The following is a 12,901-nucleotide window of genomic DNA, read 5'->3' on the forward strand; positions in this document are numbered from 1 at the left end:
GCGCAACCTGCATGAAGTTTCGTTTCCTTCTCTGGGCACTGGGTCTATTGATGGCCCGTGCCAGTCGCAACAGTCCGGCATTCCAGCAACAGTTGGTCGATAAAGACCTGACCTTCCAGCTGCAAACCGCTGACGGCAAAGTGGCGCGTCATTACATCGTGCACGGGCAGCGGATACGCAGCGCGAGAGGTGCCGCTCAAGCGCCGGCGTTCACCATCGCCTTTCGCGATTGCGCTTATGGGTTTGCCACGCTGCAGGCCAGCAACAAGCAGCTGGCGTTCATGCAGGGTATCCAGAGCAAGGATATCCAGATCAAGGGCAACCCGGCGTTGGTCATTTGGTTCCAGGGCCTGACTCGTTACCTGAAACCGAAAAAGAAAGCCTGATCAGGGTAATTGCAAACCACCTGCTGCCTTGTGCATGGCACGCAGATGCTCGCCGATCTGTTTGAGGTTGGCTTCGGTTGCCGTGATCTCGGCGGCCCGCCCCGGTTCAAGTAAAGCGCGGATTTCGCCGTCCAGATCGCCGGTCAGGCGCTTGAGCAGTTTCTGTCGCTCGCTGCTCTGTGATTCCAGGCGCTGCCATTCATCGACTTGCGGCAGGCCATAACCGCGGCTGTCGAGCAATTCGGCAGGCCGGCTCAGAAAACCGCTGTTGGCCAGAATGTCCTGTAACGTGCCGGTGGCTTTCGAGACCCGGCCGTCTTGCTGTTCTCTGGCACTCAGATAGCGTTGTTTGACCTCGTCCTGGGCCAGTAGTAACTGGCGACGCAGGCTGGCCTGCTCGAGCAGCAGAATGGCCGCACTGGTGCGCAGGTCGGCCTTGGCAAGCCACGGACGACGCTCACTGGCTGGCTGTTGCAGCCAGTCTTCCACGCTGTTCTGGCGGATCGGCAGGTTCTTTTTCAGCACCTCGAACATCGCCTGGTAGCGGTCGCGGTAGGAGTCGAAGCGATAACCCAGGCGTAGCGCCTCTTTGGGGTTGTCCAGCACGCTGGTGTCGGCCAGTTTGCGGCCCTTGAGCACTTCCAGCAGACCGTTGGGCAAGATGCTGTCCAGAGCCGTCAGACCAGGATTGGCAGTGCCGGCGCGCAGCAGCTTGAGGGTTTCCACGGCGCAGTTATTGGACAGGAAGTAATAGTCGCCGTCGTAACTCCAGTGCATTTCGGCGGCGTGGCGCACCAGATTGTCGATCTCCTGGCGGTTCAGCTTCAGCGGCACGGAAGCCAGGCTGCGCAGTTCAGTCTTGGTGTATTCGTCGATCACCTGGCCCAGCGGCAACACAAACAGGCGTGACGGATAGGCGCCGGTCAGGCCGTCCCAGCTGGACAACTGTACATCACCGACAAATGCCCGGTAGGACAACACAAGGTGCTGGTCAAGGTCCAGACGGCAATCCGGGCCGCGCGGCCTGCCGGGTTTGCAGATCACCAGGCGCAGCATGCTGTGCCCCCAGCGGCTCATCAGGTTCTGGTTGGCTTCTGCCAGCAGGTAATCCACGGTGTAGACCCGTTCAGGGTCGAGCTTGCCCAGCGGCTCGCGGGCAAAGTCATTGCCGGCGTTGAGGTAGGGATAGACCGTCGGGCATGGCTGTTGACTGGCCGGTGCCCAGCCGAACTGCTGCTTGTACCAGGCGTACAACGCGGGGCGTCGGCAAGCATAGGCCGGATCAAGCAGGAAGTACTCCATGTTGACGGCGACAAACTCCAGCGGGCTGCTCAGCTCGTAGCTGTCCGGGCTGCGTACGCCCTGGCCATTGTGTTGTTCGCGCTCGCCACGACGGCCGACATATTGCTGCCAGCCGGCCAGATCCAGCAGCCGTGGGTCGTCACTGAGGGTGAAGCGGCGCTCGGTCTGGCCCCGACATTCATCGGCCAGGCCGACCTTGCCCAAGGCGCTGTGCTGCCGGCTACAGCGCACGATCAGGCTGCGCTGGGCGGCTGGCCACAAGCGGGCGCGATCATAGATGTGGGTCAGCTCATGGAGCACGGTGGCCAGCAATTCGCGGCGCACGGTGCCATGCGGGCGTTGAGTTTGGGCGGTGGCCGCCGAGCCGTCGCTCAGGGAGGACAGCAAGCGGGTATTGAGATAGAGCTGATAAGGCCCGGCGGCCTGGCCATAGGCGTTAGCCGGCATGTCACTGGACCAACTGACCTGGACCTTGCGATCCAGGTTGTGGATGAAGGCCGGCGGCAAAGCCTGCACAGCTTCGTCCAGCAACGCCTGGGTGGCCTGGCGCTCGGTCGGGCTCAAGTGCTCATCGCGCAAGATCAGTTGCAGATCGGCGAGAGCCGGCAGGGCTGTCAGTGCCAGAGCTGCGGCCAGCAGCCAGGCGCCAAGGCGTCTCACAATGCGAGGATAGCTTCAGCCAGGGTCTGGTCGCTGGCAGTACGCGCTTCAGGCACGCGGCTGCGCAGGGTGTCGAAGGCGGCGTCGAGCCGTGCGCCGTGGATATCGCCATTACTGGCGACATAGCTGGCAGCGTCGTCTCGGGCTTGCTGGACAACCTTTGAGTCACGGATCGAGGTGGTGGTGTCGGACGTGAAATCAATGGAGCGGCCGAAAGCACGAACGATGATGTTGCTGGTGGCCACCACTGTCTGGGCCTGAGCCAGATCGGCCATCAACAGCATGCCTAAGGTCGCGGCAATCAACGGGGTGCGCATGTAACGTCTCCGGAAACAAAAGCTGAAAAGTGCCTATTGGACGAGAATTGCTTCTGCCAGTTCAAGGTCGCTGGCATGAAGTTTTGCCTGGCTTTTACGCAACTGATGCAACGCCGACTCAAGTTGTGCACCGCGTAGCTGCCCGTCGGTAGCGACAAAGGCGGCTGCATCGTCGTGAGCTGCGAGAATCAGCTTGTTGTCGAACGGTGCACTGGTGACTTTGCTGGTTACGTAGCCACTGACAACGACGCCTTGGGTCGTGACATCGAAGGCTTGGGCTGAAGTGCTGTAGGTCAGGCTGGCCAGCAGGGGCAGGGATAACAGTTTCAATAAACGCATGGCAGTTCAGGGCAATTGCAGAACGAGGCTCAAGGCTAGCGCAAATGCTTGCAGCAGAGCTACCCGTGAGGGCAGCCAGGGTCTGTGTTCAACAAACGGTGTTACACAAAACCCTGGCCAGACCTGATGGTGTCTCAGATGGCCAGAATGGCTTGGGCCAACTGCGCGTCGCTCGCCTGCAGTTGCGGCTGGACCTGGCGAATATGGCTCAGTGCGGCCTCCAGGCGTGCACCGCGGATCTCGCCGGCGCTGCCCACGAAGCTGGCAGCATCATCGCGTGCGGCGCGTACAACCTTGTCATCGCGCAGTGAGGAGCTGATGTCGGACGTGGCATCGGTAGTCGCCGCAACCGCGCCGACGAGCGCATCGGTGGTGACCACGAAGCTGGTTGCATTCGCGTTGAGGGCGGCGGTCAGCAGAGCTGTAGTAGCGAGAACACGAAGCATGGACATGGACGATTTCCGTAAGAAGGTTAATCAACAGCCGTCAGGCTGAATCGTGGCGGCTAGCCTAGCGCAGCCACTCACTCTACGGCTATTGCGGCTGTTTGCCAGCGATTACAGACTGTACTGGTGTTATTTTGGTTCAATTGAAACTGTTATGTTTTTGCGCTGACGGCTGTTTTCCTGCCAGAAACGACAAGGCCCGTCAGCAGTTTCCTGCGACGGGCCTTGTGGGGATTCAGTGCTCTGGTCGGGGCAGACCTTAGGGTCTCAGACCAGATTGCGCCGTATCAACGCCAGAATGGCTTGCTCAGCTCTTCGTAACGCTGCGACTCGCTGATACCGGCGTCGGCCAGCAGGCGGGCGTCCAGGCGAGCCAGTTGACGGCGGCTCGACAGGCGACGCTGCCACAGCATCAGGGCGGCGAAGGCACGCAGAGGCAGCGAGGCCTGGGCGTTGGTAACGGTGCTTTCTACAAACTGCTCGGAACTGAGGGTGCGTTCCATGATGTGACTTCCTTCCGCTTGTGGCGGGATTAGAGATTGGCTTGACTGGTGCCTATCTTCCTCTCGTTCGGTCCACATCCATAGACACAGTTCACCTGTATTGTGTGTGTTCAGTTAACTGTTTATGGGCGCTGTTTTGTTCGTAAATAGGGCAACTGTACTGGTGCGCACCTATTTGGTGCGTTTTTACTGTTTTGTTACGCATTGAGAGTGGAAAATGGCGTATTTTGACCAGTACAGAAGTACAGTTTTTGCCATATCAGCGTGGGGTGCCGAGACTGTATGGCAAAAAACTGTTTGCCTTTGATTGCGGCATTAATCAGGCCGGCAGCATGCGCCCGGTTTCTTCCAGATTAATGTGCCAATTCAGTGCGTCGCGCAGCAGGTGCGGGGTATGCCCGCCCAAGGCGCAGGCCTTGTTGAAGTAGTCATTGAGTGCTTGGCGGTAGCTCGGGTGCACACAGTTGTCGATGATCACCCGCGCCCGCTCGCGCGGCGCCAGGCCGCGCAGGTCCGCCAGGCCCTGTTCGGTGACCAGAATGTCGACATCATGTTCGGTGTGATCCACGTGGCTGACCATGGGCACCACACTGGAGATGGCGCCGGCCTTGGCAATCGACTTGGTGACAAAGATTGCCAGGTGCGCATTGCGCGAGAAGTCTCCCGAGCCGCCTATGCCGTTCATCATCCGCGTGCCGCACACGTGGGTGGAGTTGACGTTACCGTACAGATCGAACTCCAGCGCGGTATTGATCCCGATAATGCCCAGGCGGCGAATCACTTCCGGGTGGTTGGATATCTCCTGCGGGCGCAGCACCAGCTTTGACTTGTAGCGGTTGAAGTCGGCGAACACCTGAGCATGTTTGGCTGCCGAGAGGGTCATCGAACTGCCCGAGGCAAACGCCAGCTTGCCGGCATCGAACAGGTCGAAGGTTGAGTCTTGCAGCACCTCGGAGTACATGGTCAGGTTCTCGAACGGCGACTCCAGCAAACCATGCATCACCGCGTTGGCGATGGTGCCGATCCCGGCTTGCAGCGGCATCAGACGTTCGGTCAGGCGTTGCTCGCGCACCTCATTCTTGAAGAACTCCACCAGGTGGTTGGCGATCGCTTGGGTTTCGATATCCGGCGGCAGCACTGTCGAGGGGGAGTCGGCCTGTTCGCTGATCACGATGCCGACGATCTTGGCCGGGTCGATTTTCACCGCTGCGCTGCCGATCCGCGAGTCGGCTTCGAGTACCGGGATGGGCAGCCGGGTCGGACGGTAGCTGGGAATATAGATGTCGTGCAGGCCTTCGAGCTCCAGTGGCTGTGACAGATTGATCTCGACGATCACCTGTTTGGCCAGAATCGCGAAGCTGGCCGAGTTGCCCACGGAGGTGCTCAGCACCAGATGGCCCTCTTCGGTAATGGCCACGCACTCGATCACCGCCAGGTCCACCGCCTTGATCTGCCGGTTACGCAGTTGCTCGACGGTGTCGGACAGGTGCTGGTCGATGAACATCACTTCACCGGCATTGATTGCCTTGCGCAACGTGCTGTCGACCTGAAAGGGCATGCGCCGTGACAGCACACCCGCTTCGGTCAGCTGTTTGTCCAGATCGTTACCCAGGCTGGCGCCGGTCATCAGGCTGATCTTCAAAGGCGTCTGGCGCGCACGCTCGGCCAGCGCATGGGGGACGGCCTTGGCCTCGCCGGCACGGGTAAAGCCGCTCATGCCGACGGTCATGCCGTCTTCAATCAGGCCGGCGGCATCTGATGCGTTCATTACCTTGCTCATCAGGCCAGGCATGCGGATACGATCACGGTACATGGTTCATTGTCTCGGGTAGGAGCGAGCGCCAAGTCTAGTGGCTGGTGAGCGTCGCGTCCCCCGACCAAGGTCGTATTCGAAGGCTCTAATTGGCGGCTCTCAGAGCAAAACACTTTTACCGTGGGTGTAAAAAAGCCCCGGACGCGAGCGTGCCGGGGCGTGGTTCGGTACGGTCTGATCAGAGGTTGTCGACGGCCTTGACCATGTCCTCAATGACCTTCTTCGCGTCACCAAAAACCATCATGCTTTTGTCCAGATAGAACAGTTCGTTGTCCAGGCCGGCATAGCCGCTGGCCATCGAGCGCTTGTTGACGATGATGGTCTTGGCTTTATAAGCCTCCAGGATCGGCATGCCGGCAATCGGCGACTTGGGATCGTTTTTCGCCGCCGGGTTGACCACGTCGTTGGCGCCCAGCACCAGCACCACGTCGGCCTGACCGAACTCGGAGTTGATGTCTTCCATCTCGAACACCTGGTCATAAGGCACTTCGGCCTCGGCGAGCAGGACGTTCATGTGCCCCGGCATGCGCCCGGCCACCGGGTGGATCGCGTATTTCACGGTCACCCCGTGGTGGACCAGCTTTTCGGTCAGTTCCTTGAGCGCGTGCTGGGCCCGAGCCACCGCCAGGCCGTAGCCGGGAACGATGATCACGGTGTCGGCGTTGGTCAGCAGGAAGGTCGCATCGTCGGCCGAGCCGGATTTGACCGAGCGTTGCTGCTGGCCTCCTTGCGCCGGGCCTGCCTCTGCCCCCCCACCAAAGCCGCCACCGATCACGTTGAAGAACGAACGGTTCATCGCCTTGCACATGATGTACGACAGGATCGCACCGCTGGAGCCCACCAGAGAGCCGGCGATGATCAGCATCGAGTTGTTCAGCGAGAAGCCGATACCGGCCGCCGCCCAGCCTGAATAGCTGTTGAGCATCGACACCACCACCGGCATATCGGCGCCGCCAATCGGGATGATCAGCAGTACGCCGATCACGAAGGCCAGCACCAGCATGATGGCGAATGCAGTGAGGTTGCCGTTGATCATGTAGGTGAGGCCGCAGAACAGCGTGGCCAGGCCCAGAACCAGGTTCAGCTTGTGCTGGCCGGCGAACTGTACCGGTGCGCCCTGAAACAGGCGGAACTTGTACTTGCCCGACAGCTTGCCGAAGGCGATGACCGAACCGGAGAAGGTGATGGCACCGATGGCCGCGCCGAGGAACAGCTCCAGGCGGTTGCCTACCGGGATTGCATCGCCCAGATTGGCCACGATACCCAGCGACTGTGGCTCAACGACTGCGGCGATAGCGATGAACACGGCGGCCAGGCCGATCATGCTGTGCATGAACGCCACCAGCTCAGGCATCTTGGTCATCTCGACGCGCTTGGCCATGATTGAGCCGGCGCTGCCGCCGACCAGCAGGCCGACGATGATGTAGCCGATGCCGGCGCTGGTCCCTTCAACGGACGACAGGGCCGCCAGTTTGTAGACCAGACCGACCGTGGTCAGCACCGCAAGGCCCATGCCCAGCATGCCGAACAGGTTGCCGCGCCGCGAGGTGGTGGGGTGCGACAGGCCCTTGAGTGCCTGAATAAAGCAGACCGCCGAAACCAGGTAGAGCAGGGTGACGAGGTTCATGCTCATTTCTGCACCTCATCCTTGGCCTTGGCTTTCTTTTTGAACATTTCCAGCATCCGCCGGGTGACCAGGAAACCGCCAAACACGTTGACCGCAGCGAGGGCCACCGCCAGGGTGCCCATAATCTTGCCCAGCGGGGTCACTGTGAGGGCGGCGGCGAGCATGGCGCCGACGATCACGATGGCCGAGATGGCGTTGGTCACGGCCATCAGCGGGGTGTGCAGGGCAGGGGTGACGTTCCAGACCACGTGGTAGCCGACATAGATCGCCAGCACGAAAATGATCAGGTTGTAGATACCGGGGGAGATCAGCTCTTGCATTGTGGTTGTTCTCAGCCGTTCTTGCGGATGACCTGGCCGTCGCGGCACATCAGGCACGCGGCGACGATGTCGTCTTCGAGGTTGATCGAGAAAGTGCCGTCCTTGTCAAACAGCAGCTTCATGAAGTCCAGCAGGTTGCGTGCGTACAGCGCCGAGGCGTCTGCAGCGACCTGTGCTGGCAGGTTGGTCGGCCCGACAATGGTCACACCATTGTTGATCACTACCTGGTCAGCCACGGTCAGCGGGCAGTTGCCACCCTGAGCGGCAGCCAGGTCGATGACCACTGAACCGGGCTTCATCTGCGCCACGGTGTCGGCACTGAGCAGCACTGGCGCTTTGCGGCCGGGAATCAGTGCGGTGGTGATGACGATGTCCGACTGTCTGGCGCGTTCGTGCACGGCAGCGGCCTGGCGCTGCATCCAGCTGGCCGGCATGGGCCGGGCATAACCGCCGACGCCTTCGGCGCACTCGCGTTCTTCATCGGTCTCGTAGGGCACATCGATAAACTTGGCGCCCAGCGATTCGATCTGCTCACGCACGGCCGGACGCACATCCGAGGCTTCCACCACGGCGCCCAGGCGCTTGGCCGTCGCAATGGCCTGCAAACCGGCCACGCCGGCGCCGAGAATCAGCACCCGGGCGGCTTTTACGGTCCCGGCGGCGGTCATCAGCATCGGCATGAAGCGCGGATAGTGATGGGCGGCCAGCAATACAGACTTGTAGCCGGCAATGTTGGCCTGAGACGACAGCACATCGAGGCTTTGTGCGCGGGAGGTACGCGGTGCGGCCTCCAGGGCAAAGGCGCTGATGCCGCGCTCTGCCATGCGGGCAATGCTCTCGTTGTTGAACGGGTTGAGCATGCCGATCAGCACGGTGCCGCTGTTGATCAGGCTCAGTTCTTCAGCATTGGGCGCTGTCACCTTGAGAATGAGTTGGGCGCCGAAGGCGTCGCTGGCCTGGCCAAGCGTGGCGCCAGCGGCAACAAAGGCGCTGTCCGGGACCCCGGCATGGATGCCCGCGCCGCTTTGCACGGTAATCGTGTGACCCTGGCTGACCAGTTTTTTGATGGTTTCCGGGGTGGCGGCTACCCGTGTTTCGCCCGCGTGGGTTTCGAGAGGAACACCAATGTGCACGTCAAGTCTCCTGCATGATCTTTCTTGTCTTGATGAGTTGGCCGTTGTGCTGCGGCAGTGCCTTGGCGGTGTTCAACCAGCATGTCCTATGCCCTGCAGGCCAGGCGCGACGCATTGTGCAGGCGAGCGTGGGCGGCCTTCAATAGATTCTGTAATAAGACTGGAAAACAACTACAAGTCATCCTGTGACCTATTGTCGCAATATTTTAGTGAGGGCCTTTATTTATAAGGCTTATAGAGAATTCCACTGATTTTATGTGGGTAAGAATATATCTTTGCTGCGGTCGTGGATTGACTCAAGAAAGTCGCTCAAAGCCACGTAAATAGAAGCTTCAACAGATTTTTGAAAGGATTGTTGAACAGTTCCACAATCGCGACAAAAGCTTACATCTGTAGCGCAATGTAAGTCGTAACTACCTATTTATGAGTCGCCTCAGGCCTTGTCATGCGGCAATTTGAAGCGCTGTGCCTGCTCCACCAGCCAGTTGCCAAACGTTTGCAGCGATACAGTTGCGGTTTTTCGTTCGGGAATCATCAAGTGATAGGCCTTCAGGCTAGTCAATGCATGAGAATTGGCAATGACCAGGCGTCCCTCTTCCAATTCGCGCTGAATCAGAAACGGCGGGATCAGGGCTACGCCCATTTCGTGGATGGCGGCCTGGGCCAGCATCGAAAACAGCTCGTAGCGTGGGCCGGTCATGTCGCGGGGTACTTGGACCTGACAGTCATTGAACCACTGGCGCCAGGCGTAGGGGCGGGTGGTCTGCTGGAGCAGGGGTTGCAGGGCGATTTGTTCGGCTTCCAGCCGATCTTGGCCATTCAGGAGCGCCGGTGCGCAGACCGGCATGGGGTTTTCACTCATCAGGCGATACGCCCGGGTGCCCGGCCAGTCGGCATCGCCAAAGTAGATGGCGGCATCGAAGTCGGTGTCGGCGAACAGGAAGGGGCGGGTGCGGTTGGTCAGGTTCAGGGTGACCTCTGGGTGGCGCATCTGAAAGTCTTTCAGGCGTGGCAACAGCCATTGGGTGCCGAAGGTCGGCACAACGGCCAGTTCGATGACGCTGCTGCCCTGCTGGCCCATGATCGATAGCGTATCGCGCTCTACGGCATCGAGTTGCAGGGCGACCCGGCGACTATAGGACAGGCCGGCATCGGTAAGCTTTACCCCACGTCTTGAGCGCTTGAACAGCTCGACCCCGAGAAAGTCTTCAAGGCTGGCGATCTGTCGGCAGATCGCACTTTGGGTGAGCGACAGCTCCTGAGCGGCTTTGGTGAAGCTTTCGTGGCGAGCGGCCGATTCGAAGCTGACCAGAGCGGAAGTGCTGGGGATCTTGCGTCGCATGTACGGAGTCCTCACCTGTGGCTACGAAATACCAAGGTTCTGATGGTTTCGGAGTGAGAAATTAGCACAACACCGTGCATAAACGTCGTTTGTCCCTTGGGCGGTGCGCGGCTAGGCTTGATGCATTACCAATGGCATTTCTGTGAGGCGTGGACCATGGGCGGCAAGGCAAGCTTCAACTGGATTGATCCGCTGTTGCTGGATCAGCAACTGACTGAAGAAGAGCGCATGGTTCGTGACAGCGCTGAACAATTTGCCCAGGACAAACTGGCGCCCCGGGTGCTGGAGGCTTTCCGTCACGAGCGCACCGATCCTGCGATTTTCCGTGAAATGGGCGAGGTGGGGCTGCTGGGTGCGACGATCCCTGAAGCGTATGGCGGCAGTGGACTCAATTATGTGTGCTACGGGCTGATTGCCCGCGAGGTGGAACGTATCGACTCCGGCTACCGCTCGATGATGAGCGTGCAGTCGTCGCTGGTGATGGTGCCGATCAACGAGTTTGGTTCCGAGGCGCAGAAGCAGAAGTACCTGCCCAAACTCGCCACTGGCGAGTGGATTGGCTGCTTTGGCCTGACCGAGCCCAATCATGGCTCCGATCCGGGCGCCATGATCAGCCGGGCACGCAAGGTGAAGGGTGGCTATAGCCTGAGCGGGGCGAAGATGTGGATCACCAACAGTCCGATTGCCGATGTGTTTGTGGTTTGGGCCAAGGATGATGCCGGCGATATTCGCGGCTTCATCCTGGAGAAGGGCTGGGCGGGGCTGAGCGCGCCGGCCATTCACGGCAAGGTCGGGCTGCGGGCATCGATCACCGGTGAGATCGTAATGGATAACGTGTTTGTGCCCGAAGAGAACATCTTCCCTGACGTGCGCGGTCTGAAAGGTCCGTTTACCTGCCTCAACTCAGCGCGCTACGGGATCGCCTGGGGCGCACTGGGGGCTGCGGAATACTGCTGGCATACCTCGCGGCAATACACCCTGGACCGCCAGCAGTTCGGCCGCCCGCTGGCAGCCAACCAGTTGATCCAGAAAAAGCTGGCCGACATGCAGACCGAGATTACCCTGGCGTTGCAAGGCTGCCTGCGGCTTGGGCGGATGAAGGATGAAGGGACGGCAGCGGTAGAAATCACCTCGATCATGAAGCGCAACTCCTGCGGCAAGGCGCTGGATATTGCGCGTCTGGCGCGGGACATGCTGGGTGGCAATGGCATCAGCGACGAGTTCGGTGTGGCGCGCCATCTGGTCAACCTTGAGGTGGTCAATACCTATGAGGGGACGCACGATGTACACGCCCTGATTCTTGGGCGCGCACAGACCGGCATCCAGGCCTTCTATTAATAGAGATGGGGGGCAGGTCATGGGCGCGCTGTCGCATGTTCGAGTGCTTGATCTGTCGCGGGTGCTGGCCGGGCCCTGGTCCGGGCAGATCCTGGCTGACCTGGGCGCTGAGGTCATAAAGGTCGAGCGTCCGGGCAGTGGTGACGACACCCGTGCCTGGGGGCCGCCGTTCCTGAAAGATGCCGCCGGCGAGAATACCGCAGAGGCTGCTTACTATCTGGCGGCCAATCGCAACAAGCAGTCGGTGACCATCGACTTCACGCGCCCTGAAGGGCAGGCACTGGTGCGTGAATTGGCGCAACGCTCCGATATCCTGATCGAGAATTTCAAGGTCGGCGGCCTGGCGGCCTACGGGCTCGATTATGAGTCACTGAAGCTGAGCAACCCACGGCTCATCTATTGCTCCATTACCGGCTTCGGGCAAACCGGGCCTTATGCCAAGCGTGCCGGGTATGACTTCATGATCCAGGGGTTGGGTGGGCTGATGAGCCTGACCGGGCGTACTGATGCTGAGGACGGTGCCGGACCGGTCAAGGTGGGTGTGGCGCTGACGGATATCCTGACCGGGTTGTACGCCAGCACTGCAATGCTTGCCGCGCTGGCGCATCGTGACCAGACCGGGGTGGGGCAATACATCGATATGGCATTGCTCGACGTGCAGGTCGCTTGCCTGGCGAACCAGGCGATGAACTACCTGACCACCGGAACGGCGCCGCGTCGGTTGGGTAATGCACATCCCAATATCGTGCCATATCAGGATTTCCCGACTGCCGATGGGGATTTCATTCTTACCGTTGGCAATGACAGCCAGTTCAGAAAGTTTGCTGAAGTGGCGGGGCAGCCGCAGTGGGCCGACGATCCGCGCTTCCAGACCAATAAGCTGCGGGTGACCAACCGGGCTGAACTGGTGATGCTGATCCGCCAGGCAACGGTGTTCAAGACCACCGCGCAGTGGGTGGCCGAGCTGGAGGCGGTTGGCGTACCGTGCGGGCCAATCAACGACCTGGCCCAAGTGTTTGCCGATCCGCAGGTGCTGGCGCGGGAACTGGCTATCAGCTTGCCGCATGCGCTGGGTGGGCAGGTGCCGCTGGTGGCCAGCCCGATTCGCTTGTCTGAGACGCCGGTTACCTATCGTCATGCGCCGCCTTTGTTGGGTGAGCATACGCAGGGGGTGCTGCAGGCTTTGCTGGGCATGAGCGAGGAGCAGATTGCAGGGTTGCGTCAGGCGAGGGTTATTTAATCTCTTCTCTTCTATATAGAAGAAAGATCAGTTTTGAAGCGGCTGAGCGTTTATTTCAGAATTATTGAAATTAACGGTTGACGGGGTTTCAGATGTCCTTATAATGCGCACCACTTCCAACGCGGAATGAACGAG

General features: G+C 60.0%; 13 protein-coding genes. 3 read left to right on the plus strand and 10 right to left on the minus strand.

Annotated elements, in window-relative coordinates; all coding sequences use genetic code 11:
* Positions 1 to 11 precede the first annotated feature (11 nt).
* Positions 12 to 386: a helicase gene (locus tag NRB16_RS25965; RefSeq protein ID WP_257107288.1), complete on the plus strand. Its 375-nt coding sequence runs from the start codon at positions 12 to 14 to the stop codon at positions 384 to 386.
* Here the strand turns inward: NRB16_RS25965 and NRB16_RS25970 are convergent, their stop codons facing one another.
* The 10 genes from NRB16_RS25970 to NRB16_RS26015 form a co-directional block, all read right to left on the minus strand.
* The gene (locus tag NRB16_RS25970; RefSeq protein WP_045485592.1) at positions 387 to 2,348 is read right to left on the minus strand and encodes a DUF4105 domain-containing protein; all 1,962 of its coding nucleotides are present in this window, start codon (positions 2,346 to 2,348) and stop codon (positions 387 to 389) included.
* Positions 2,345 to 2,665: a DUF2388 domain-containing protein gene (locus tag NRB16_RS25975; RefSeq protein WP_045485593.1), complete on the minus strand. Its 321-nt coding sequence runs from the start codon at positions 2,663 to 2,665 to the stop codon at positions 2,345 to 2,347. Before NRB16_RS25975 ends, NRB16_RS25970 begins: the two co-directional genes overlap by 4 nt.
* A 33-nt stretch (positions 2,666 to 2,698) precedes the next feature.
* Positions 2,699 to 3,004, minus strand: a complete 306-nt coding sequence (locus tag NRB16_RS25980; RefSeq protein ID WP_045485595.1) for a DUF2388 domain-containing protein — start codon at positions 3,002 to 3,004, stop codon at positions 2,699 to 2,701.
* A 134-nt stretch (positions 3,005 to 3,138) separates the two neighbouring features.
* On the minus strand, positions 3,139 to 3,456 hold the full coding sequence (locus tag NRB16_RS25985) for a DUF2388 domain-containing protein (RefSeq protein ID WP_045485597.1): 318 nt from the start codon (positions 3,454 to 3,456) through the stop codon (positions 3,139 to 3,141).
* A gap of 281 nt (positions 3,457 to 3,737) precedes the next feature.
* Complete coding sequence (locus NRB16_RS25990; RefSeq protein ID WP_045485600.1) at positions 3,738 to 3,953, minus strand: DUF1127 domain-containing protein; 216 nt, start codon at positions 3,951 to 3,953, stop codon at positions 3,738 to 3,740.
* 319 nt (positions 3,954 to 4,272) lie between these two features.
* Complete coding sequence (locus tag NRB16_RS25995) at positions 4,273 to 5,766, minus strand: acetyl-CoA hydrolase/transferase family protein (RefSeq protein ID WP_253117840.1); 1,494 nt, start codon at positions 5,764 to 5,766, stop codon at positions 4,273 to 4,275.
* 178 nt (positions 5,767 to 5,944) lie between these two features.
* A complete protein-coding gene (locus NRB16_RS26000; RefSeq protein ID WP_257107289.1) occupies positions 5,945 to 7,399 on the minus strand; it encodes an NAD(P)(+) transhydrogenase (Re/Si-specific) subunit beta in 1,455 nt (484 codons plus the stop codon).
* The gene (locus NRB16_RS26005; protein ID WP_045485609.1) at positions 7,396 to 7,713 is read right to left on the minus strand and encodes an NAD(P) transhydrogenase subunit alpha; all 318 of its coding nucleotides are present in this window, start codon (positions 7,711 to 7,713) and stop codon (positions 7,396 to 7,398) included. The genes NRB16_RS26000 and NRB16_RS26005 overlap by 4 nt, the downstream gene beginning before the upstream one ends.
* A gap of 11 nt (positions 7,714 to 7,724) precedes the next feature.
* Positions 7,725 to 8,846, minus strand: a complete 1,122-nt coding sequence (locus tag NRB16_RS26010; protein WP_045485611.1) for a Re/Si-specific NAD(P)(+) transhydrogenase subunit alpha — start codon at positions 8,844 to 8,846, stop codon at positions 7,725 to 7,727.
* A gap of 433 nt (positions 8,847 to 9,279) precedes the next feature.
* Positions 9,280 to 10,188, minus strand: a complete 909-nt coding sequence (locus NRB16_RS26015; RefSeq protein ID WP_257107290.1) for a LysR family transcriptional regulator — start codon at positions 10,186 to 10,188, stop codon at positions 9,280 to 9,282.
* Positions 10,189 to 10,344: 156 nt separating this feature from the next.
* Here NRB16_RS26015 and NRB16_RS26020 point away from each other — a divergent pair, with 156 nt between their 5' ends.
* Together NRB16_RS26020 and NRB16_RS26025 are read left to right on the plus strand one after the other, a co-directional pair.
* On the plus strand, positions 10,345 to 11,526 hold the full coding sequence (locus NRB16_RS26020) for an acyl-CoA dehydrogenase (protein ID WP_257107291.1): 1,182 nt from the start codon (positions 10,345 to 10,347) through the stop codon (positions 11,524 to 11,526).
* A gap of 19 nt (positions 11,527 to 11,545) precedes the next feature.
* Positions 11,546 to 12,766, plus strand: coding sequence for a CaiB/BaiF CoA-transferase family protein (locus NRB16_RS26025; protein ID WP_257107292.1), 1,221 nt, complete (start codon positions 11,546 to 11,548; stop codon positions 12,764 to 12,766).
* Positions 12,767 to 12,901: the final 135 nt, after the last annotated feature.

This window comes from Pseudomonas sp. LJDD11 (assembly GCF_024584215.1).
In the GTDB taxonomy this organism is placed as follows: Bacteria; Pseudomonadota; Gammaproteobacteria; order Pseudomonadales; family Pseudomonadaceae; genus Aquipseudomonas.

Bases quoted from the DNA above. Each gene is read 5' to 3' on its own strand.
- NRB16_RS26015 (WP_257107290.1), bottom strand. From the start codon at position 10,188: ATGCGACGCAAGATCCCCAGCACTTCCGCTCTGGTCAGCTTCGAATCG.
- NRB16_RS25965 (WP_257107288.1), top strand. From the start codon at position 12: ATGAAGTTTCGTTTCCTTCTCTGGGCACTGGGTCTATTGATGGCCCGT.
- NRB16_RS26000 (WP_257107289.1), bottom strand. From the start codon at position 7,399: ATGAGCATGAACCTCGTCACCCTGCTCTACCTGGTTTCGGCGGTCTGC.
- NRB16_RS26020 (WP_257107291.1), top strand. From the start codon at position 10,345: ATGGGCGGCAAGGCAAGCTTCAACTGGATTGATCCGCTGTTGCTGGAT.
- NRB16_RS25995 (WP_253117840.1), bottom strand. From the start codon at position 5,766: ATGTACCGTGATCGTATCCGCATGCCTGGCCTGATGAGCAAGGTAATG.
- NRB16_RS25990 (WP_045485600.1), bottom strand. From the start codon at position 3,953: ATGGAACGCACCCTCAGTTCCGAGCAGTTTGTAGAAAGCACCGTTACC.
- NRB16_RS25975 (WP_045485593.1), bottom strand. From the start codon at position 2,665: ATGCGCACCCCGTTGATTGCCGCGACCTTAGGCATGCTGTTGATGGCC.
- NRB16_RS26005 (WP_045485609.1), bottom strand. From the start codon at position 7,713: ATGCAAGAGCTGATCTCCCCCGGTATCTACAACCTGATCATTTTCGTG.
- NRB16_RS25985 (WP_045485597.1), bottom strand. From the start codon at position 3,456: ATGTCCATGCTTCGTGTTCTCGCTACTACAGCTCTGCTGACCGCCGCC.
- NRB16_RS26025 (WP_257107292.1), top strand. From the start codon at position 11,546: ATGGGCGCGCTGTCGCATGTTCGAGTGCTTGATCTGTCGCGGGTGCTG.
- NRB16_RS25980 (WP_045485595.1), bottom strand. From the start codon at position 3,004: ATGCGTTTATTGAAACTGTTATCCCTGCCCCTGCTGGCCAGCCTGACC.